Raw genomic sequence first — 23,091 nt, 5'->3', positions numbered from 1 at the left:
CCAAAATTATGATCATAGAGCCTAGAATGAGAGGATTTATTTGTTTGACATCACACCCAACAGGATGCGAGCAGAATGTAAAAAATCAAATTGAATATATAAAATCAAAAGGCCCTATTGAAGGCGCTAAAAAAGTATTGGTTATTGGAGCTTCAACTGGATTTGGTCTGGCTTCCAGAATTACAAGTGCTTTTGGTTCTGATGCTGCTACCATTGGTGTGTTTTTCGAAAAACCTCCCGTTGATGGTAAAACAGCATCCCCAGGATGGTATAATTCCGCTGCGTTTGAAAAAGAAGCAAATAATGCTGGATTGTATGCAAAAAGTATCAATGGAGATGCCTTTTCAAATGAAGTGAAGCAACAAACGATAGATTTGATAAAAGCGGATTTAGGTCAGGTGGATTTAATTATATACAGTTTAGCTTCTCCGGTTCGTCAGCATCCGGTCACCGGCGTATTGCACCGTTCGGTATTGAAACCAATCGGGAATGCGTTTACAAACAAGACAGTTGATTTTCACTCCGGTAAAGTTTCGGAAATTACGATCGAACCTTGTAGCGGCGATGATATCGAAAATACCATTGCAGTAATGGGTGGGGAAGATTGGGCGATGTGGATTGATGCTTTAAAAGATGCAAATCTATTGGTAGAAGGAGCGACAACAGTAGCCTATTCTTATATCGGACCATCATTAACCGAAGCGGTTTACAGAAAAGGAACTATTGGTCGCGCCAAAGATGATTTGGAGGCTACCGCGTTTGCAATCTCGGACAGACTGGCATCAATTAAGGGAAAAGCTTATGTTTCTGTGAATAAGGCTTTGGTTACACAAGCAAGTTCTGCTATACCGGTAATTCCATTATACATTTCATTGTTGTATAAAATAATGAAGGAAGAAGGAATTCATGAAGGTTGTATTGAACAGATTCAAAGATTGTATCAGCAAAGATTATATACTAACGATGCGGTTCCAACAGACGAAAAAGGCCGGATCCGAATTGACGATTTAGAAATGCGTGAAGATGTTCAGGCAAAAGTGGCCAAATTATGGTTGGAAGCAACTACTGAAAATTTGTCTGAAATTGGAGATTTAGAAGGGTATAGAAGTGATTTCCATCACCTGTTCGGTTTTGGTTTTGACGGAGTAGATTATAAAGCTGATACCAATGAATTGGTTGATGTTCCAAGTATTAAATAAATTCGGTATTTAAATCGTAAATTTCTGAAAGTACTTTAATTTCTTATTGTTTTATAATTTTATAAAATGGAGAAATTAAAGTGCTTTTTTATTTATAACATGTTCCAATTTTAAAAAATAATTATTTGTATGTATAATTTACTGAAAGGAAAAAGAGGAATCATCTTCGGTGCTTTGGATGAAAATTCTATTGCCTGGAAAACAGCCGAACGTGTCCACGAAGAAGGTGGTGTTTTTGTTTTGACTAACGCTCCTGCTTCTATACGATTGGGTTCTATTAATGAATTGGCAGATAAAACAGGCGCTCAGATTATTCCTGCAGATGCAACATCGGTCGAAGATTTGGAATATTTGACAGATCAGGCGGTAGCAATTTTAGGAGGCAAAATTGATTTTGTTTTACATTCTATCGGCATGTCGGTCAATGTCAGAAAAGGAAATCATTATACTAACCAAAATTATGAATTCACTGAAAAAGGATGGAATGTCTCGGCAGTTTCTTTTCATAAAGTAATGCAGGTTCTGTATAAAAAGGATGCGATGAACGAGTGGGGAAGTATTGTAGCATTGACATATATTGCAGCTCAGCGTGTTTTTCCGGATTATAATGATATGGCCGATAATAAAGCATATCTGGAATCTGTTGCCCGTAGTTTTGGTTATTTCTTTGGGAAAGACAAAAAAGTGAGGGTCAATACGATTTCCCAATCACCAACACCTACCAAAGCTGGACATGGCGTGAAAGGATTTAATGAATTTATAGCTTTTGCCGAGAAAATGTCTCCGCTGGGAAATGCATCTGCAATGGATTGCGCTAATTATACCGTAGCTATGTTTTCTGATTTGACGAAAAGAATAACGCTTCAAAATCTCTATAATGATGGCGGTTTTTCGAACATAGGTGTAAGTCAAGGAGTTATAGAGTCATTTGTCGAATAAATGTAATTAATAACTTATAAATATATAACTTTAAGGTTCACTACTTTAAACTATATAAATATGAAAAGAATTACTTTATTATTTTTGGTATGTTTGGGATCTGTAGGAACTTATTCGCAAACTTTTAATAGTACTACAGGTGTAATTCCAGATAATAGCTGCACTTCTGCTCATGAATTTCCATTTACAGTTTCGGGGGTTGGTGTGTTAGGTACTACGAACATCTTTGATCAAATCGTAATTGACGTTACTATGACCTACGACGGAGATTTAGATATCTCTTTAGTGGCGCCCAATGGCACCGTTGTCGCATTGGCTATTGGCCAGGGTGGAACTGGGGATAATTTCACTAATACTGTCTTCAGAGCGAATGCACCAGTCTCCATTGAAGATGGTGTGGCGCCATTTACCGGAATCTATTTGCCGGAAGGAAATCTTAGTAATCTAAACGGAATTAATGCCGACGGTACATGGTTACTGCGTATTTGTGATACGGGTCTCAATGATATTGGAACGCTCAACAGTGCTTCCTTAACTTTTGTACCTACGCCAACTTGTTTGCCTCCGTCATTTGTATTTAGTAATATGATTACTTCCAATTCCGCGAATTTTGTATGGAATACGGTTTCGGGTTCTGTAAACTATGAATATGTTTTGGATAATGATCCGGTTATTCCCGTTGGTGCAGGAACATATACAACCGCGACGAATTATTCAGCTTCACTTTTAACTCCGGAAACAAACTATTATTTCCATGTTCGAACTAATTGTGGTTCAGAGTTCAGTAGCTGGGCAACAACAACATTTACCACTCCCCCTCAAAATGATGATTGTGCAAGTGCAAAAAATATATCGGCACTTCCGTACAATTTGTCTCAGTATGCATTAGGGGCTACTAACAATGCGGGAGTTATATCTACTTGTGGTACAGGAATGAATGATGGTGTGTGGTACACTTTTGCTGTGGGCACTCCAGGTAACATCAATGTAGCGCTTACAGGAGTAAATGATTGGGACCCAGAAATAGCCGTGTATTCCGGAAGCTGTGGCAGTTTTACTTGTGTTGGTTCCGTAGATGCCGGTTTAGTGGGAGATGATGAGACTTTAAATTTACCTGCTTTAACTTCAGGTCAGTATTGGGTAAACGTTGGAAATAAAAATGATTTAGCCAATGGTTTAGAAGGGGCATTTACAATTGATATAACAGGTACGGTTTCTTTAACTGCTCATGAATCTGAGATAACAAATCTTTCTTACTATCCAAATCCGGTAAAAGACATGTTGAATTTGTCCAATACTCAAAGTATTTCGAATGTGGTAATCTATAATTTATTGGGTCAACAATCCCTGACAAAAGCAGTAAATGCAAATCAATCGCAAGTAGATATGTCACATTTACCAAAAGGAACATATATGGTAAAAATTAGCACTGAGAATGAGGTCCAAACCGTTAAAGTGCTTAAAAACTAAAGATTTTTATTCTGTAATAGAATTAAAATCTTTTAATATGTCATTTCCGATAAAAAACTCACAATTGCGTTGTGAGTTTTTTTTTTATTCAATATCTTTATAGTATAATTAACTATAAATCACATAGTTATGAAAAAAGATACTTTTCTGTTATTTGCATTGTTCGCTTTTATGCAACTGAATGCACAATCAATTGTTATTGGAACAGGTACCGCCTCCACAGCTGGTAGCGCAAGTGATCCTGTAGATGGATATTTTGAAGCGTTTAGATATCAGGTGGTTTATACTGCTGCCGAATTAAAAACTTCATTGACACCATATGATCAGATTACCGCATTAGGATTCTCTGTCGATGAGGATTACGGCGGTGGAAATTTAATAGGCTACACTATTAAAATGGGCCACACTACAGAGGTCAATTCTGCTATCCACAATATAAATGCCACTACAATAGTTAAAAATCCTTTTGCATACAATCCTACCGTCACAGCTGCCGGTTCCTTTGATATGATTACATTCGATACTCCTTTTATCTGGAATGGAACTGATAATATTATAATTGACATTTGCTCAGACGGTCCCAATCCTTTTGTAAGTCCTTATGGAGGCGTGAGGGGCACGACCATTGCTAATGGTTCCAGACGATATCGTCAGGATGGAGGAACTGCCTGTGATGTTCCGACCGCAACAATTAATGGAATTAAACCAAACATCAAGTTTAATTATACAGACGGTTCACCTCCGGCTTGTGTGGCACCTACTGGTTTAGTAGCAAATAGCGTGACTTCTAGTTCGGCGAATTTAACTTGGAATGCGGTTAGTGGTTCTGTAAATTATCAATATGTACTCAATACGACGGCAGCGAATCCGGGAGGCGCAGGTACTACAATTACCGGAACCAATTTCTCGGCAACTTCTTTGACACAATCGACCGTTTATTATTTCCATCTCAGAAATAATTGTGGGGCTTCCGGTTTTAGCACGTGGTCAACTATAAGTTTCACAACCCCGACTTCTCCGCCAGTGAATGATACCTGTTCATCCGCCACATCATTAACAGTATCGAACTCATTTGCAAACGGGGCCAAAGCAGGAACAATTTTAGGCGCAACTACCACGTCCGGACTGACACCATCATGTCAAAGCAGTGTAGGGGATGATGTCTGGTACTCCGTTATAGTGCCTACCACTGGCTCCATGACAATTGAAATCCAAAGCGGTGCTACTAATGGGATGACTGATTCTGTTATTGCAGCATATTCAGGTACATGTTCTGGTCTAACGCAAGTAGGTTGCGATGATGATTCGGGTACTGGAAATATGTCATTATTATCTATAGCAGGGCGGGTCCCCGGATCCACTCTTTATATTGCTGTTTGGAAATTTGGTACAGGTACTTCGACAAATGATCAATTTCAAATTGCTGCATATGATGTAAACCTAGCTACCGATTCTTTCAATAATGATAGTTTCGCCTATTATCCTAATCCGGTTAAAAATGTACTTAATTTATCATATTCCCAAAATATCTCAGATGTCAGAATTTATAACCTTTTGGGCCAGGAAGTTATGATGAAAACCATTAATGCCAATCGTTCCCAAATTGACATGACGGAATTTTTACGCAGCACGTACGTGGTCAAAATAACTTCGGATAATCAGGTAAAAACAATCCGTGTAATTAAGGAATGATACTCCTAAAATTAAATTAAAAACCATCATTCCAATAGATGGTTTTTTTTGCGTTGTAAGAAATAACTTATGATATAATTCTTACAATTTGTGAATACTTCCGAATGCTATTTTTATTTTATTCATCTCATTTATTTCATTAATTTTTTTTATACTTTAGCGCGTATAACAAAATAACTACTAATGCTATGAAAAAAATTACTTTACTACTTTTATTAATCTTTACTGGCTGGCAGGTCAATGCACAATCCACGTGCACCCAAACGTTCACTGTTTCGGGTCAGGATGACGGACCAACAACATTAACTATAAATGCGACCGACCTTAACTGTTATGGAGCTGTTGTTCCCACAAGCATTAAATTGATTAATCCTGCGGGAAGCTTAGCGTCAAGCTTTTGTTCTACATGGTATGGATTTATCCTTACTGTAGATGGTGGTACGCCGCTTGATGGCTGTGGAGCAGCTTTTAACAATTACAATATTACCGGGTTCAATACGCTGAATATTGTTTCTTATGATCAACCTGCGGATAACTGGTCCGATTCTGTAACAATGACCATTACTGTTGAAGTTACCTTTACACCGCTTACAGCACCTAACTGTACTGCTTTGTCAACTCCAGCTAATGCAGCAAATAATGTTCTTTCAGGTGTAATTTCCTGGCCAGCAGCTACAGGTGGAGCAACAGGTTATAAATTAAAAGTGGGAACTACTCCCGGCGGAACTAACGTTTTAAATTTATTTGATGTTGGGAACGTTTTGACTTATGATTTGGGGACTTTAACCGCGGGTACTACTTACTATGTTACAGTTGTTCCTTATAATGCCATTGGAAATTCGACTGGTTGCACTGAATCTTCATTTACAACTTGTGGTATTAATGTTATTCCCGCTTTGGAAAATTTTACAACTTATCTGCCTGGTTGTTGGCAAGAAGCTGATAACGGGAATTTAATCGCAGGTCCGGCTACTTTTGGATCTAGCAGTTGGGCGGCAGATGGCTTTGCAAATAATGGTTCTACCGGAGCATTTAAATATAATGTATACGCTGCAACAGCTAATGACTGGGTTGTTTCTCCATTATATGCAATTCCAGCAACAGGATACGAACTTAAATTCGATGCTGCAGCAGTGCAGTGGAATAACACGACAGCTCCGACTGCACCATGGGAATCTGACGATTCAATTCAAGTTTTAATATCAACCGGAACATCCAACTGGACTGTTTTATATACTTATACAGACACAAATGTACCGGCAGTAACAGGTACAACAAACATTATTGACCTTGATGCTTATTCCGGACAAAATGTGCGGTTTGCTTTCAGAGCAATTGAAGGTGCCACTAATGGAACAGCCGATATAGATTTTTCAATTGATAATTTTCAATTGAGACTGACTCCCTCTTGTGCTGAACCAACTGCATTGCCAACAACAAACTTGACTTCTTCCACTGCTAATCTTTCTTGGACATCTACTTCAGGAAATTACCAATATGTGTTGGATACAAATATTGGAAATCCAGCAGGCGTGGGTACTGCAACTACTGCAACCACTTACAACGCTACATTGCTTTCGCCATCTACATCTTACTACTTTCACGTTAGAACTGATTGTGGAGGTTTATTTAGTACCTGGACTACCATTTCATTCGTTACTCCGGCAAATCCACCCGCAAATGATGATTGTGGAACAGCAATCAGTTTAACTGCAGGAGGAGTATTTGACGATAATGATGTCATTGTAACAAATGTTGGGGCTACAGATACTGCAGGTCTGGCAAATCCATCCTGTTCTAGCTATTTAGGTGGTGATGTTTGGTTTAGTGTTGTAGTTCCGGCTTCAGGAACAATTACTATTGAAACCAGTTCAAATGATGGTACTATAACTGATACCGGACTTGAGGTATTTACAGGAAACTGCGCTGCTTTGGCTTCAAATGATTGTGATGATGATTCAGGTACAGGATTCTTTTCAATGTTGCCTTTAACTGGTTTGACTCCGGGACAAACTCTTTATTTGAGAATTTTTTCATATGATAATGATGAAATAGGAACTTTTAAACTTTCTGCTTATGATGCTTCTCTAGGATCAAATTCATTCGATAATGCTAATTTCTCTTATTATCCGAATCCCGTTAAAAATATGTTGAACCTGTCTTACTCAGAGAGTATTTCTAATGTAGCTGTATTTAATCTATTGGGTCAGGAAGTAATGAGAAAGACTGTCAATGCCAATCAATCACAAATTGACATGACCGTTTTAGCTTCAGGAACCTATATTGTACAAGTTATAGCTGACGATCAAGTGAAAATGATTAAGGTTATCAAAGAGTAAATTTTCAACTCTATTATAAAAGCCATCAATTTTTTATTGATGGCTTTTTCCTTTGTATTACAAATCTCGCAAAACCTCTTGTTTATTAGGTAAATACGATAAAAATGTAACATTCAGAAGTTATAATGTTACAAGTATTTTTTTTGGGAAAGGGTCTTTGAAAATTCTTTTACATTCGCATTACAATTAAATACATTTTTATGAAAAAAATTACTCTTATTTTATTTGCTTTCTTTTTAAGTATGCAAATAAATGCCCAATTATTTCAAGTGACAACATGTAGTGGAGGAATAGCAACTAATGCTTATGGGCCGATGAACAGTATTGCCACAGCTAACGCTACCAGTAGAACTGCCGTGATATATCCATCTTCTCAACTTGTGGGTTTAGCAGGACAAACATTAACAGCTGCTTATTTTAATCGAATCGCGGCAACCGGCGCATTAGCTGGAACGCCTACTTTTAAAGTATATCTTAAGGAAACGGGTTCTTCAGATTTTGGACTAGCAGCTTTGGATTGGGCAACCGAAATTGCTACCGCTACATTGGTTTATAATTCTGATCCTACAGCTAGTGTGGGTTCATCTGCGGGATGGAAAAGTTTTTCATTCTCGACAAATTTTTTATATACCGGCACACAAAATTTAGAAGTTTTAATGGAATATTCCAATACTACAGCATTGACTACAGCAGTGACTTGGGATTATGAGTATGGAAATACATGTATTTCTACGACCAATAATAATACTACAAAGTATAGTAATAATACAACAGGTACTCCGGCAGCTTCATTAGCTTCTTCAAATTACCGTAGGCCTCAGATAGGATTTGATTTTTTAGTAAGCTGTCCTGCACCAACAGGTTTTTCGACAAATAGCCTCACTGCCTTTAATGTTAATTTGAACTGGAATGTCGGAGGTAGCGAGACTATGTGGGAATATGCTATATTGCCCTCAGCTAACCCAGCTCCTACTTCTGGAACTGCAATCGGGACTAATTCTGTGGTCGGTGCTGCGGTTTCGCCAGCTACAAGTTATACGGCTTATGTTAGAGCAAATTGTGGACCTGGTGATAATTCCGTTTGGAAAACCATCAATTTCACCAGTCTTTGTGATGTATATACTGTACCTTTTGCACAAGATTTTACTACTTACGTGCCGGCATGCTGGCAGGAGGCTGATAATGGTGATGCTCTTGCTGGTCCGGCTACTTTCGGTTCGAGCACATGGATTGTTGATGGTTTTGCCAATGCGGGAACTACTGGTGCTGTCAGATATAATGTCTACACTACTGGTGCAAATGACTGGATTATGTCGCCCGTGATCAGTATTCCCGCCACTGGTTACGAATTAAAATTTGATGCTGCCGCAACCCAATATGCAACTGCTAATTCCCCAACTACACCTTGGGAGAGTGATGACAGTATAGAAGTATTAGTATCTAACGGGACCTCGAATTGGACGGTACTGTATACTTATAATGATACAAATGTTCCATCAAATGCAGGAAGTACCAATATAATTGATTTAGATGCGTATTCCGGTCAAAATGTTAGGTTTGCTTTCAGAGCCATTGAAGGTGCAACAAATGGAGCCGCGGATATTGATTTTTCAATAGATAATTTTGAGTTGAGATTAACACCGGCCTGCTCTAATCCAATCGGATTAGTGACAGCTAACGTAACTAGTGCTTCCGCTGATGTTTCCTGGAGCCCGGTCACTGGTTCTGTAAATTATGAATATGTTCTGGATACTGTAGCTGCAAATCCTGCAGGTTCTGGTACATCTATAATGGCTACCACTTACAATGCAACTTTGCTATCACCTTTAACGACTTACTATTTCCATGTAAGAAATAATTGTGGTGCAATATTCTCTGCTTGGTCTACTGTGTCCTTTACAACGCCTGCTACACCGCCATCAAATGATACTTGTGCTAGTGCGATAATAGTAACTCCAGGAGGCGATTTTGCTACGAATGCTGTTACGGGAACAGTAGTAGGTGCTACCACTGCAACTGGATTGACATATGCTTGTCAGACTAACCGTTTCGCTGATGTATGGTATAGTGTTGTTGTGCCTGCTTCAGGGACTTTAACGATCGAGACACAAGCGAATGGTGCTTCACTATTGACTGATACAGTTGTCAGTGTTTTTGCAGGAGCATGTGGGTCTTTAACAGAAGTAGGGTGTGATGATGATTTAGGAACGGGTAATTTTTCATTGGTAAATTTAACCAGTCAGACGCCGGGATCTACTCTGTATATTGGTGTTTGGAAATATGGGACTGTGACAAATGATACTTTCAGACTTTCGGCTTATGATGCATCATTAGAAACCACTTCTTTTGATAATACTAATTTCTCATACTATCCAAACCCTGTAAAGGATGTTCTGAATCTATCATATACCACACAAATATCTACAGTTAGTGTATTTAATTTATTGGGTCAGGAAGTAATGACCAAGGCAATCAATGCAAGTCAGTCACAAATTGATATGTCGCATTTATCTACCGGGACTTATGTGGTTCAGGTTACTGCCGATGATCAGGTCAAAATGATTAAAGTAATTAAGGAATAACTTTCATTACTGAAAAACATAAAATACCATCAACGAAAGTTGGTGGTATTTTGCTTTAATCAAAATTCCTACAAAAAAATAGCCTCAAAAATTGCATAATACAGAGAAATATAACATAAAAAATGGAAAATGTTAAAGACTTTTCTTTTGTAAGATAATAGGTAAAAAAATAATTACTTTCGCCACGGCATGTTTGAAAATTAGGACAGAAGTTAGAAAACTAAAGGAGTAATCGTTTATTTTTATTTTTAAGTTTATCTTTGTTAAAATTATTATTAAATAAAATTAACAAGTTTTAAAATACCATACACCAATGCTTTTCTCTATAATTATCCCAGTTTTCAATAGGCCTGATGAAGTGAAGGAACTTCTGGAAAGTTTATCTCAAACTGATTATAAGCAAGAATTTGAGATTGTTATTGTCGAAGATGGTTCGACTTTGCCGTGTGAAAATATTGTGGATGACTATAATACGAAATTAAACATTTCGTATTATCTGAAATACAATTCCGGACCGGGTGATTCACGAAATTTTGGGATGAACCTTGCCAAGGGAGATTACTTTTTGATTTTTGATTCAGATTGCATCATCCCGAAACAGTATTTAGTTGAAGTTTCAAATGCATTGGAACAAAATTATTCAGATTGTTTTGGTGGCCCTGACAGAGCATTGGACTCATTTACCGATATTCAGAAGGCAATAAATTTTGCGATGACCTCGGTATTAACTACTGGTGGTATTCGAGGCGGTTCTGAGAAAATAGACAAATTTCAACCGCGAAGCTTTAATATGGGATTGTCCCGCAAAGCTTTCGAGGCAACCGGTGGATTTGGAAACATGCATCCGGGGGAAGATCCGGAGTTAACGATGCGATTGTGGGATTTAGGTTTTCAAACCAGGCTTTTTCCAAACGCATATGTATTTCATAAACGAAGAATTGACTGGGATAAATTTTCAGCGCAGGTTACTAAGTTTGGGAAGGCGAGGCCAATATTAAACAGCAAGTATCCACAATATAATAAGGTGACCTATTTTTTTCCATCCCTATTTTTAATGGGATTTGTGATAGCGCTGGTGTTATTAGTTTTTGCTCAGGATTGGCTCTTGAAGCTGTATTTTGGTTATTTTTTGGTGCTGTTTCTGACATCATCATATCAGAATAAAAGTATTATGGTAGGATTTTTATCGATTAAAGCAGTTTGGAAACAGTTTGTGGGTTATGGTTTGGGTTTTATAGAATCATTTGTTAAAGTTATTCTGTTAAAACAAAATCCTCAGAAATCATTTCCGGATTTATTCTTTAAGATATGACAAAGATTATTGGTTTAACGGGCGGAATCGGAAGCGGAAAAACCACGATTGCAAAATATATAGAATCGCAGGGAATACCTGTTTATATAGCTGATGATATTGCCAAAAAAATTTTGGAACTCCCACAAATAAAAAGCGAAATTGCTTCACATTATGGAGAGGAAATTTTTGAAAACGGGAAATTAAATAGACACAAACTCGCCGAAATTGTTTTTAGCGATTCAAATAAGTTAAAAAGATTAAACGATATCGTTCACCCAGCCGTACGAAGTGATTTTGATGCCTGGTTAGAGCAACACAGCCATTTTCCGTGGGTTGTAAAAGAGGCGGCAATATTATTTGAAAGTGGAAGTGATAAGGATTGTGACGTGATTATTACTGTTACGGCACCTCTGGAGGATCGAATCCAAAGAATAATCAATAGGGACAATACAGCTGTCGAAAATGTCATGGACAGGATCAAAAACCAATGGACCGATGAAATGCGGACTGACAAAAGCGACTATATTGTTGAAAATAAGAATGTTAAAGTTGCCAAGCATCAAATTGATGAAATTCTTAAAAAATTGAATAATCAACAAAAATTAACATAGGTGTTAATGTTTGGTTAATATATTTATGGCACAAGTGTTAAAATGTTAAATTTGTAGTGATGAACAAACTATTTTTCCGGCTACTGATTGTACTTATGAGCTTGTCCCTTATTGGGATCATATTGGTACAAGTGTATTGGTTTAATTCATCATTTCAGAATAATGACGAACAGTTTAGGTTTCATGTTCAGCAGGTTATCGGTAACGTTGCAGAAAAATTACAAAAACAGGAAGCGTATAATTTTTATGATAAATACAATCATTATAAGGACAGTACCGGAAAAGTACCCCAAAAGAATGATTTACTGGAGTTTTATTATGTTCAGAAAAATCCCCGGACTAACGAAACCATAATTTATTCCAACAGTATTATTTCCGAAGATTATGATATTTCCTCATCGTTCTTTGATAAGAAAAAAGACAGTGTAAAAATGAAGAACTTCTCTTCCAAGAGGGTTACAGAGGTTTACAACAATAACAATGTGGATAATTCCAGCATTCAGAATAATTTAATACCCGATGTCAAAATTCAGAAATCAGGTTCGTTAAATGTGTTGGACAATGCCCAGTTCGAAATCTTCTACAAAGACATTGCTTCGACAATGGCAATACAGGAAAGGGTTTCGAAGGAAATGTTACAGAAGTTATTGGCTAATGAGTTGAATGAATTTGGGGTGAAAACACCATTCGAATATGGCATTTACAACAACGGATTAGCAACTAAAATCAAATCGGATAAATTCAAATATGACAAATTTGCAACTTATTCCATCCCGATTTTTATTGATAATGAAGGAGGCAGCAAATACCAGTTGTTGGTCAGTTTTCCATATAAAAAGAAATTTTTGTTTTCGGAGCTGGTGGGAATTACCATACTATCAATCGTTTTTACATTAATTATTGTAATTGCATATTCCAGTGCCTTGAATCAATTAATCAGGCAACGTCAGATTTCTGAAATCAAAACCGATTTCATTAACAATATGACGCATGAATTTAAAACACCGATTGCGACGATAAATTTAGCTTTGGATGCGATTAAAAATCCAAAAATCATTGAAGATCAGGAAAAGGTACGAAGGTATCTCCAAATGATCAGGGATGAAAATAAAAGAATGCACGCGCAGGTGGAGAACGTCCTCCGAATTTCAAAATTAGAAAGGAGAGAGCTCGATATCACTAAAGAGTCCAACAATGTTCATGAAATAATAGAAGAAGCCATTGAGCATATTAATTTGATTATTGAAGACAGGCAAGGAACGATTACGACGCATTTCATGGCAAACAGAACGACCGTTTTATTAAATGATGTTCATTTTACCAATGTGATTGTGAATATATTGGATAATGCTATAAAATACTCGCCGGAGAATCCTAAAATTGATGTATTTACAGAAAATGTAAAAGACTTTGTCATCATCAAAATAAAAGATCACGGAGGCGGAATGAGTAAAGTAGCCCAAAAAAGAATTTTCGAGAAATTTTACCGGGAACATACCGGAGATTTACATAATGTAAAAGGTCATGGTTTAGGTCTAGCCTATGTCAAAAGAATCGTTGAAGATCACAACGGAGAAATATTTGTAGAAAGCGAAAAAGGCAAGGGTAGCACCTTCATAATAAAAATACCACTAATTAATTAAGGTTATGGAAACAGAAAATAAAAAAATACTTTTAGTTGAGGACGATCAGAATTTCGGAGCTATCCTAAAAGACTATTTAATGCTAAATGATTTTGACGTCACACTAGCAAAAAACGGAATGGAAGGTTTTGAAAAATTCAAAAAAGACACTTTCGATCTGTGTATTCTTGATGTCATGATGCCTTATAAAGATGGTTATACGCTGGCCAAAGAAATCAGAGAGAAAAATAAAGACGTACCGATTATCTTCCTGACAGCCAAATCCATGAAAGAAGATGTACTTAAAGGATATAAAGTAGGGGCAGATGATTATTTGAACAAACCTTTTGATTCAGAAGTTTTACTGATGAAAATCAAAGCGATCATCCAAAGAAAGTCAACGGACGTTAAAACGGATGTAACTAAGTTTGAATTCCAAATCGGTAAATTCCACCTAAATTCAAAACTTCGTTTCCTGACCTACGAAAACGAGGAACCAATCAAATTGTCTCCAAAAGAAAACGAATTGCTTAAAATGCTGATTCTTCACGAAAATGATTTGATGCCAAGAGAATTAGCATTGACCAAAATCTGGAGAGATGACAACTACTTTACCTCAAGAAGTATGGACGTGTATATCGCCAAGTTAAGAAAATACCTGAAACCGGACGAAGATGTAGAGATCCTCAATATTCACGGAGAAGGATTCCGTTTGGTAGTAAAAAATAAAGTAATGGAATAATATATAAAGCTTCGGGAAACCGGAGCTTTTTTTTTGGAGCTATTTCCTGTTTTACACTCTATCTTTTTTGGCTAAAGAAGCCATAAAAAGGATGCCGTTCCAACCAGGGCTAGGCAAAATAATTCTATTTCCAGTTCAACTGTAATGCAAAAATGGTTTTGTCATCTTTAGTAATGTTGAAAATAGTGGCCGTTTCACCCACACTTTCATGAATAATAACGTGGTCCTTTAACGAAAGTTCCTTCAGGAAATTCATTTCAAAACTGGTAATTTTTTGTTCTAAAATAGCCTCAGCATCAATAAGATCCAAACACCATTCCAAATATTTGACATTATTCACATGATTGACAATGTCCAGATCCGATAAAACAATATTGCGCTCAAAAACCATTTCTCTCTCATCATTAAGATTGATTTTCGAAAACGTTTTCCCAGTGGCCAATTTCTCCGGATAGATTTCAAAATGATCGTAGGGAAGGGCCAATGCCTGCGGACGCCGTTGTTCGGTATTAAAGACAACCCAAAAAGTCTCAGATCCGGCTATTTTTACACCATTGACATAAATCTCTAAGGCCCGCACCGAACGCGAATTTTCCAGACTGTTTATCCAGGTCTTTACCGTCACCACGTCTTTCCATTTGGGTAATGCGGAAATTTCAATTCTCATTCGGCTCAAAACCCATGCCTGGTCAAATTCCTGCATGTCCATAAAACTAATGCCTCCGACCTCCGAATGTGCTGCCGCAGTTAATTGCAGAATATTGCACATATCACTGTACTTTAAATAGCCGTTAGGGGTACATTGGGTAAAATTGATTTCCCAATCCTTGCTGAAAATCGAATTGAAGTCGGATGAAATTGGCATGTAAATTAGAATTAGAGAAGTGTAAAGTTTAAAATTATTCGACGATAAAGTTATAATAATTTTCAGAATCGGCATTACTAATAGTTGTCCCTATATAGGTTCTTGTAGTGCAATCATAATAGTCTCTATACGAAGAAATTTCTGCACAGTTAATTTTAAATGTACCGGTTTCCAATAATTTAATTCCCGTTCTGTTGACAAAATTATCGCCTTCTTTTACCATAATGAAAGAATTGGCCATGACCTCGCCCTTATCACTGACAACGTGATTTTCGTTTAGTGAAATCGGGAAATTCTGATTATAGCTGGAAGTTTTGAGTAAATTGACGTTAAAATTAAGCTTGTTGTCAAAATTGAACAAATTAATATTTTGGGAGCTATTGGCATCACTCTGGTTTTTATTTACGACAGCATTAATCCAGATCGTATCTCCTACATGGTAAGTGGTGCCATTGGTTTCTATCGAAATCAGATTGTTATGTAATACATAATTGCTCGTAGGGTTGTCTCCGCAGGGACCTTCAGGTTCGCATTGCATGGCACATAAAAGCGGGATAAATAAAAGGAATTTTAATTTTTTCATACAGCTTGTTTTTTCATTAGATTATAAATTTTAAAAATGGTTGCGTGATAAAATTTATTTATTTCTGCAATTAATATAATCTATGATTTCATTCTTTGTAGCTGTAAAGTCAAACCATTTGGTGTCTTCATTTTTTTTGAACCAGGTCAGTTGCCTTTTGGCAAAACGTCGGCTGTTCTTTTTAATTTCGGAAATTGCAAATTCCAAAGTGAATTCCCCGTCAAAATAACTGAATAGTTCCCTGTAACCTACGGTTTGTAACGCATTGAGTTCTTTTTGCGGATAAAGGTTTTTTGCTTCTTCCAATAAGCCTTCGCTCATCATGATATCGACCCGACGGTTGATTCGGTCATAGATTATTTCGCGGTCGGTTTCCAGGCCAATTTTGATGGGGATGAAATTCCGCTCATTTTTTACCTGGTGCAAAAAAGAAGAATACGGTTTGCCGGAACCGATACAAACCTCCAAGGCGCGCATTAGCCTTTGGGGATTCTCTTTAGCGACTGTATCAAAATATACGGGATCTTGTTTTTCGAGTTCCTCTTGCAGGTATTCAATTCCGAACTTTTCATAGTTTGCAGTGATATCTTCGCGGACATTACTATCGATTTCAGGGAAATCATCAAAGCCTTTTAATATCGCATCGACATACAATCCGGAACCGCCGACTAATATCGCGTAATCATTGGTGCGATACAATTCGTCGAGTTTAACAATGGCTTCTTTTTCAAAATCGCCTACCGTATAGTTTTCAAAAATAGATTTATTATGAATAAAATGATGATTGGCTGCAGCGAGTTCTTCTTTGGATGGAGCCGCTGTTCCGATGCTCATTTCGGTAAAGAACTGACGGCTGTCACAAGAAATGATGTCACAGTTAAAATATTGTGCCAAAGCAATGCTTAAGGATGTTTTTCCTATCGCTGTTGGGCCGACGATGGTAATTAGGTATTTCATATTGTTTTTTAGCCCGGATGGTAACGGAAACCCCGCAGTGTATGAAAGTTAGTTTTCTTAGCTATAAGAGAGCGACTTCGGAAGCTCCTTTTATGGCTTCAGAAAACAACTGGAATAACGAGGAGTTGCAGTGTACAGCCGGGAATAGCTTCCAATTAAGATTAAAATTAAAAATGGATAATCTTCATTACTTTATTTTTTCGCAGGTAATTTTGAATACCGTTTCTGACTTCCCGGTTGCTTTGCATCGGAATAATGATGTTTTTCAAAATATCAATATTGTGCACCTGATAGTTCAAATCATAAAAGGCATATCCTTTCAAGATGCCATTTTCAACCAAAATGACACTGCGTTCATTGATGGTGCGGCCTTTGTCGATGATGGCCATGGTTTTATTTTCAAACAGGTTTTTGTCGATAAAAGTCTGAACCCGGGCATTGTATTCATCAGGTGTGATTTTTCCAACACAGGCTCCGTCACATTCATTGATGGTATGCTGGAAGCAGTGCGTTTTGGTTTCATACAATCCGGTTAGTTTCTGGCATAGCTGATAATGTGAAGTAACCCGGATTAATGCATTTGTAGCCTCTTGAGCCGTAGTGAAAGAAGTGATTTCTTTTTTTCTTCCATCGGCTTTCTGCAGTTTCAAATTAAGATAGCCATTTTCATCTTTTTCGGAATAGATGGCCCAAGAAAAATTGTTTTTAGGGGACATTCTGTTGTAAATGGGTCTGTTAACTTTAATTTCTTCCGTTTCTTTCAATAGGGCAATCAGTTCACTTCCGGTTTCCTCATAGGTTACGGTAAAGACTTCATTTTGTATTTTTTTAGCGCTTCGAGTGATCCCTGTAAAGTGCTGGTTAACCCTTTTTTTAATGTTTTTGCTTTTGCCAATAAAAAGTAGGCTTCCGTCCTCGCGATGGATGTAATATATTCCAGTTTTCGAAGGAATGGCGGCAACGATATCCACTAATTTGGGTGCCATTCCTTTTTCGACTTCTGTTTTGATGAGTTCTTTTACAATTACTTTTTCAAGATCCTTGTCCAACAGCATTTTGAATAGTTTCACCGTAGCCATGGCGTCACCACTGGCCCGATGACGGTCTGCCATAGGGATTCCCAAAGCGCGGACTAATTTCCCAAGGCTGTGCGAAGTTTGCTCAGGCATTAGTTTTTTGGATAATTCTACCGTACAAAGTGTCTGCTGGTTAAAATCATATCCTAAACGGCGGAATTCCGTACGCAAAATACGGTAATCAAAAGAAGCATTGTGTGCCACAAGGACGCAATCGTTGGTCATTTCAATAATCCTTTTGGCGACTTCAAAAAATTTAGGTGCACTGCGTAGCATCGCATTATTGATTCCGGTAAGTTTTACAACAAATGGCTGTATCGGAATTTCAGGGTTCACCAGGCTTATAAATTGATCCACGATTTCATGGCCATCAAATTTATAAATGGCAATTTCGGTAATTCCTTCTTCATTGAATTGGCCACCGGTGGTTTCTATGTCGAGTATCGCGTACAAAATATTTTTAAAGTTTTAAAGCCTGAAATAGTGAAATTTCTAATTAACGTCCGCCAAAGATACTGCTTCCAATCCGAACCATGGTGCTTCCGCAATCAATAGCGAGCTGGTAATCGCCTGACATACCCATTGAAAGTGTAGTAAATTGTGGGTTTTGTATTGCAAAGTGATCAAAAATTGATTTCAGATGCATGAATTCACTTTTAATCTGATCCTGATTTTCCGTCAAGGTGGCCATTCCCATGAGCCCAATGATCCGGATATTTTGTAATTCCTTAAACTCTTCTGAAGATAAGAGTGAGCCGATTTCTTTTTCATCCAGACCAAATTTAGTTTCTTCTACGGCAATATGAACCTGAAGAAGACAATCAATAATCCGATTGCATTTCTTTGCCTGTTTATTAATTTCCAAAAGCAGTTTTATGCTGTCAACACCGTGAATCAGTTTTACAAACGGTGCCATAAATTTTACTTTGTTGGTCTGAACGTGACCCACCATATGCCATTGAACGTCTTTGGGCATTTTTTCCCACTTCGCGAACATTTCCAGAATTTTGTTTTCACCATAAGTGCGCTGTCCCGCATAGTAAGCTTCCATTAAGTCAAAAAGAGGTTTTGTTTTGGAAATGGCTACCAAAGTCACGTGCTCTGGCAAACTACTTTTAATCGAATGTATGTTTTCTGCTATCACCATCGTTCAATTTTTAAACTTATTTGGTTTTATAGTTCATATACTACTAATCCACTTCTGAATTTCGGCTCAATGTACGTACTTTTTGGCGGCATAATTAAATTTGCATCAGCTACCTTCTTTATTTCGTTGATATTAGATGGAAAAAGAATAAAACCAACTTCAAATTCTTCGCTGTCCACTTTCGCTTTTACATCTAAAACCGACTGTTTCCCCGGAATATATTCAATGCGTTCATCATTTCGTAAATCCTCGATTCCTAATATTGGAAGCAGTACGTAATCGTATAAAATTTGTGCATCCAAATCATTTAATACAGTCGTGGCACGCTTTTTATCGCTTTTCAACGACAAAGAATAAAACTCCCCATCGAGATACATGCCAAATATATGTTTTTCAGCGGGTTGAAACAATTTTTCCTGCTTTATTTCGACAAAAAAATGCTCCTGTAGTTTTTTTAGAAATTCTACTTTGATTAAACCGTTCAAGTCTTTAATCAATCGGTTATATTCGTAGATTTTGACATTGCTTTCAGCAATCAGGAAACTCATGAAAAATTTCAGGTTATCATTCCCGGATTGCTTTTCCTGTTCGTATAGCAATGCTGCTGAAGCCGAACGATGATGGCCATCGGCAATATACAAATCGCCAATTTCTTCAAAAGTTTTCTGTAACCACTGTATTTCTGTTTCATTATCAATTTTCCACAAATAATGAATGTCTTTATTGGTAGCAGAAAATTCAAAATCAGGAACCGCTTGTTTCTTTTGAAGAATCCACCTTTCTATGGCAAGATTGTCAGGATAGGTCATCAGAACCGGTTCCGTATTGAATCCGGCATATTTGATGTAGTCTTTGAACAGATCAACCCTATATTCAATCGTATCTTCGTGTTTTTTGATGATATTATTCTTATAATCTTCGACCGAAGTACCTACGATAATCCCAATGAATTTATGGGTTTTGGTAATTATCTTGTGCAGATAAATCGAGGGTTTTTGGTCTTGAGCCAAAATATGTTCTTCTTTAAACTCCTGATATTTTTGGCTAACCTGCTTAAAACGCTTTTCAAAAGTATTTTTTTGCTGGTTGGTATAAGCCGGATTCAAAACGTGCAAAAATGACAATGGATTAAAATCCAATTGCGAAGCCAGTTCCGCTGCGGAATATTCCTCATAGGAACGTGAAGTGACCAAGCTGACTTTATCGCGCGTTGGACGTACGGCTTTGAATGGGGTTATTTTTGCCATCAGGAATTGAAAAGTTTAGGCGAACATTTTTGCGGTTTTTTCCGCTTTTTTGCTTGCAGAATAATCATAGAAACCTTCTCCTGATTTTGCTCCCAGTTTTCCGGCGCGAACCATATTGACCAATAACGGGCATGGTGCATATTTAGGATTTTTAAAACCGTCATGCATTACGTTCAGGATTGCCAGACAAACGTCAAGACCAATAAAATCCGCTAATTGCAATGGTCCCATCGGATGGCCCATTCCCAATTTCATTACGGTGTCAATTTCATAGACTCCGGCCACTTTGTTGTATAATGTTTCGATGGCTTCGTTGATCATCGGCATTAAAATTCTGTTCGCTACGAAACCAGGATAATCATTTACTTCTACTGGTGTTTTACCTAACTTTTCAGATAAATCCATGATGCTTTTGGTCACTTCATCAGAAGTGTTGTACCCACGGATAATTTCCACCAATTTCATAATTGGGACCGGATTCATGAAATGCATTCCGATAACACGTTCCGGATGAGATACAACCGAACCGATTTGCGTGATTGATATCGAAGAAGTATTCGTTGCTAAAATAGTATCGTGAGAACACGCATCGTTTAATTGTTTAAAGATGTTCAGTTTCAATTCGACATTTTCGGTAGCCGCTTCAACCACTAAATCCACACCTACCACACCATCTTTGATATCGGTATAAGTAATGATATTACCGATAGTTTTCAATTTATCGTCTTCGGTGATGGTCCCTTTTGAGACCATCCGGTTCAAATTGGCTGCGATTGTTGCCATTCCTTTATCCAGTGATTTTTCGGACACATCAATCAGTTTAACGGTAAAACCGCTTTGCGCGAAAGTATGCGCGATTCCGTTACCCATTGTTCCTGCTCCGATTACTGCAATATTCTTCATTTGTATATTTTATGGTTGAAATTTATTTATTTTTTGAAACACTCGATAATCTGATAAGCTACACGCAAGGCATTGGTTCCCTGGTCTAGAGTGACAACGGGAGTAGTATCATTATTGATGGCATCTGCAAAAGATTCCAATTCGTCCAAAATGGCATTGTTGTGTTCCACTTCCGGATTGGCAAAGTAAATCTGTTTTTTTACACCTTCCGCATTTTGCAGAATCATGTCGAAATCACCCGGAATTTCAGGCGCGTCCTTCATTTTTACGACCTCACATTTTTTCTCCAGGAAATCAACGGAGATATAGGCATCTTTTTGGAAGAAACGTGATTTGCGCATATTTTTCAACGAAATCCGGCTGGCGGTTAAATTGGCAACACAACCGTTTTTAAATTCAATACGGGCATTCGCAATATCCGGAGTATCACTGATTACGGAGACGCCGCTGGCATTGATGGATTTTACATCCGATTTGACGACACTTAAAATCGCGTCTATGTCGTGAATCATCAAATCCAATACTACCGGGACATCCGTTCCGCGGGGATTGAATTCAGCAAGACGATGGGTTTCAATAAACATCGGGTTTTCAATCATGTTTTTGGTGGCTATAAAAGCAGGATTGAACCGCTCGACATGGCCTACCTGACCTTTGACGTTGTATTCTTTGGCGAGAGCGATGATTTCTTCGGCTTCTTCGACTGTATTTGAAATGGGTTTTTCTATAAAAACGTGTTTCCCGGATTTGATGGCCACTCGGGCACATTTATAATGGGAAAGCGTTGGAGTAACAATATCAATCACATCCACAGCGTGAATCAGGGTGGCGATGGTGGCGAAATGTTTATAACCAAATTCCTTTGCAATTTTTTCGGCGTTTTCCTGATTTTCATCGTAAAAGCCTACTAATTCGTATTTTTCGGATTGTTGTAATAATCGTAAATGTATTTTTCCAAGATGCCCGGCACCTAAAACCCCTACTTTTAACATATTGAGTATTTTCAACAAAAATAGGAATAAAATGATAATTGCTATTGATATTCCATAATATTTTAGCCCCGATAAAAGCGATATCCTTTTTTGAGGAACGAAAAAAAGATTTAAGCAAATAGCGGGAAATTGCTCCAAAAAATTCTATTTCTTTTCTTAATTTTACGGAAACAAATCAGCCTAAATTTTGAAAGATACAGCCAAACATCAGGGACTTCGAAATCAGTTAGTTCAAATTGTGGAACAGAAAGGAATTACTGATAAGGCTGTATTGGATGCGTTGAAAAAGGTACCGAGACACTTGTTTTTTGATTCGGGTCTTGCGGATTATGCCTATCAGGATAAGGCATTTCCGATTGCAGCGGGTCAGACAATTTCGCAACCGTATACTGTGGCCTTTCAAACCGAATTATTGCAGGTCAAAAAAGGCGATAAAGTATTGGAAATTGGTACCGGATCCGGATACCAGACCGCCATTTTGTGTGCAATGGGAGCTTCGGTTTACAGTATTGAAAGACAAAATGAATTGTTTAAGCAGACTACTCTTTTACTACCAAAATTGGGAATTCGTCCTAAGTTATTGACTTTTGGAGATGGTTATAAAGGGATGCCGAATTATGCTCCTTTTGATGGTATCATCGTAACTGCCGGTGCACCGATTATTCCGAAACCGCTTATGGCGCAATTGAAAATAGGAGGCAGGCTGGTTATTCCGGTTGGGGAAACCATACAGATTATGACATTAGTGATTCGTAAAAGTGAAAAGGAATTTGAGAAACATGAATTAGGAGAGTTTCGCTTTGTACCTTTATTGGAAGATAAAAATTAAAA

At 37.6% G+C, this 23,091-nt stretch carries 19 protein-coding genes; 11 read left to right on the top strand and 8 right to left on the bottom strand.

Annotation, left to right across the window (positions count from 1 at the left end):
• Positions 1 to 8 precede the first annotated feature (8 nt).
• The 10 genes from fabV (at position 9) to FNW07_RS08360 (ending at position 14,490) form a co-directional block, all read left to right on the top strand.
• Positions 9 to 1,199, top strand: a complete 1,191-nt coding sequence (gene fabV / locus FNW07_RS08405; RefSeq protein WP_126743046.1) for an enoyl-ACP reductase FabV — start codon at positions 9 to 11, stop codon at positions 1,197 to 1,199.
• 129 nt (positions 1,200 to 1,328) lie between these two features.
• Positions 1,329 to 2,138, top strand: a complete 810-nt coding sequence (locus FNW07_RS08400; protein WP_126743045.1) for an enoyl-ACP reductase — start codon at positions 1,329 to 1,331, stop codon at positions 2,136 to 2,138.
• A 60-nt stretch (positions 2,139 to 2,198) separates the two neighbouring features.
• Positions 2,199 to 3,608, top strand: a complete 1,410-nt coding sequence (locus tag FNW07_RS08395; RefSeq protein ID WP_126743044.1) for a T9SS type A sorting domain-containing protein — start codon at positions 2,199 to 2,201, stop codon at positions 3,606 to 3,608.
• Between the two features lie 129 nt (positions 3,609 to 3,737).
• On the top strand, positions 3,738 to 5,300 hold the full coding sequence (locus tag FNW07_RS08390; RefSeq protein ID WP_126743043.1) for a T9SS type A sorting domain-containing protein: 1,563 nt from the start codon (positions 3,738 to 3,740) through the stop codon (positions 5,298 to 5,300).
• Positions 5,301 to 5,488: 188 nt separating this feature from the next.
• Positions 5,489 to 7,639, top strand: coding sequence for a T9SS type A sorting domain-containing protein (locus FNW07_RS08385; protein ID WP_126743042.1), 2,151 nt, complete (start codon positions 5,489 to 5,491; stop codon positions 7,637 to 7,639).
• Between the two features lie 200 nt (positions 7,640 to 7,839).
• The gene (locus tag FNW07_RS08380) at positions 7,840 to 10,221 is read left to right on the top strand and encodes a T9SS type A sorting domain-containing protein (RefSeq protein ID WP_126743041.1); all 2,382 of its coding nucleotides are present in this window, start codon (positions 7,840 to 7,842) and stop codon (positions 10,219 to 10,221) included.
• Positions 10,222 to 10,534: 313 nt separating this feature from the next.
• Positions 10,535 to 11,533: a glycosyltransferase family 2 protein gene (locus FNW07_RS08375; RefSeq protein WP_126743040.1), complete on the top strand. Its 999-nt coding sequence runs from the start codon at positions 10,535 to 10,537 to the stop codon at positions 11,531 to 11,533.
• Positions 11,530 to 12,126, top strand: a complete 597-nt coding sequence (coaE, locus tag FNW07_RS08370; protein WP_126743039.1) for a dephospho-CoA kinase — start codon at positions 11,530 to 11,532, stop codon at positions 12,124 to 12,126. The genes FNW07_RS08375 and coaE overlap by 4 nt, the downstream gene beginning before the upstream one ends.
• A 59-nt stretch (positions 12,127 to 12,185) precedes the next feature.
• Positions 12,186 to 13,769, top strand: a complete 1,584-nt coding sequence (locus FNW07_RS08365; protein WP_126743038.1) for a sensor histidine kinase KdpD — start codon at positions 12,186 to 12,188, stop codon at positions 13,767 to 13,769.
• A gap of 4 nt (positions 13,770 to 13,773) precedes the next feature.
• Positions 13,774 to 14,490: a response regulator transcription factor gene (locus FNW07_RS08360; protein ID WP_126743037.1), complete on the top strand. Its 717-nt coding sequence runs from the start codon at positions 13,774 to 13,776 to the stop codon at positions 14,488 to 14,490.
• Positions 14,491 to 14,614: 124 nt separating this feature from the next.
• On the opposite strand, the gene FNW07_RS08355 is transcribed toward FNW07_RS08360, so the two are convergent.
• The 8 genes from FNW07_RS08355 to FNW07_RS08320 form a co-directional block, all read right to left on the bottom strand.
• The gene (locus FNW07_RS08355) at positions 14,615 to 15,355 is read right to left on the bottom strand and encodes an acyl-[acyl-carrier-protein] thioesterase (protein WP_126743036.1); all 741 of its coding nucleotides are present in this window, start codon (positions 15,353 to 15,355) and stop codon (positions 14,615 to 14,617) included.
• 34 nt (positions 15,356 to 15,389) lie between these two features.
• Entirely contained in the window at positions 15,390 to 15,938 is a 549-nt protein-coding gene (locus tag FNW07_RS08350; RefSeq protein ID WP_126743035.1) for a hypothetical protein, read from the bottom strand.
• Positions 15,939 to 15,992: 54 nt separating this feature from the next.
• Positions 15,993 to 16,895, bottom strand: a complete 903-nt coding sequence (gene miaA, locus FNW07_RS08345) for a tRNA (adenosine(37)-N6)-dimethylallyltransferase MiaA (RefSeq protein WP_126743034.1) — start codon at positions 16,893 to 16,895, stop codon at positions 15,993 to 15,995.
• 167 nt (positions 16,896 to 17,062) lie between these two features.
• Positions 17,063 to 18,424 (bottom strand): exonuclease domain-containing protein, encoded by a 1,362-nt coding sequence (locus FNW07_RS08340; RefSeq protein ID WP_126743033.1) that lies wholly within the window; start codon positions 18,422 to 18,424, stop codon positions 17,063 to 17,065.
• A gap of 43 nt (positions 18,425 to 18,467) precedes the next feature.
• Complete coding sequence (locus tag FNW07_RS08335; protein ID WP_126743032.1) at positions 18,468 to 19,118, bottom strand: YggS family pyridoxal phosphate-dependent enzyme; 651 nt, start codon at positions 19,116 to 19,118, stop codon at positions 18,468 to 18,470.
• A 26-nt stretch (positions 19,119 to 19,144) separates the two neighbouring features.
• Positions 19,145 to 20,365, bottom strand: a complete 1,221-nt coding sequence (locus FNW07_RS08330) for a DUF1015 domain-containing protein (RefSeq protein WP_126743031.1) — start codon at positions 20,363 to 20,365, stop codon at positions 19,145 to 19,147.
• A 15-nt stretch (positions 20,366 to 20,380) separates the two neighbouring features.
• Entirely contained in the window at positions 20,381 to 21,268 is an 888-nt protein-coding gene (locus FNW07_RS08325) for a 3-hydroxyacyl-CoA dehydrogenase family protein (protein ID WP_126743030.1), read from the bottom strand.
• Between the two features lie 26 nt (positions 21,269 to 21,294).
• Positions 21,295 to 22,260, bottom strand: coding sequence for a Gfo/Idh/MocA family protein (locus FNW07_RS08320; protein ID WP_126743029.1), 966 nt, complete (start codon positions 22,258 to 22,260; stop codon positions 21,295 to 21,297).
• A 187-nt stretch (positions 22,261 to 22,447) separates the two neighbouring features.
• Between FNW07_RS08320 and FNW07_RS08315 the strand changes: the two genes are divergently transcribed.
• Positions 22,448 to 23,089: a protein-L-isoaspartate(D-aspartate) O-methyltransferase gene (locus tag FNW07_RS08315; RefSeq protein ID WP_126743028.1), complete on the top strand. Its 642-nt coding sequence runs from the start codon at positions 22,448 to 22,450 to the stop codon at positions 23,087 to 23,089.
• Positions 23,090 to 23,091: the final 2 nt, after the last annotated feature.

This window comes from Flavobacterium sp. GT3R68, assembly GCF_007109225.1.
Taxonomy (GTDB): Bacteria; Bacteroidota; Bacteroidia; order Flavobacteriales; family Flavobacteriaceae; genus Flavobacterium.
This window is presented reverse-complemented; position numbering and strand designations above follow the sequence as displayed.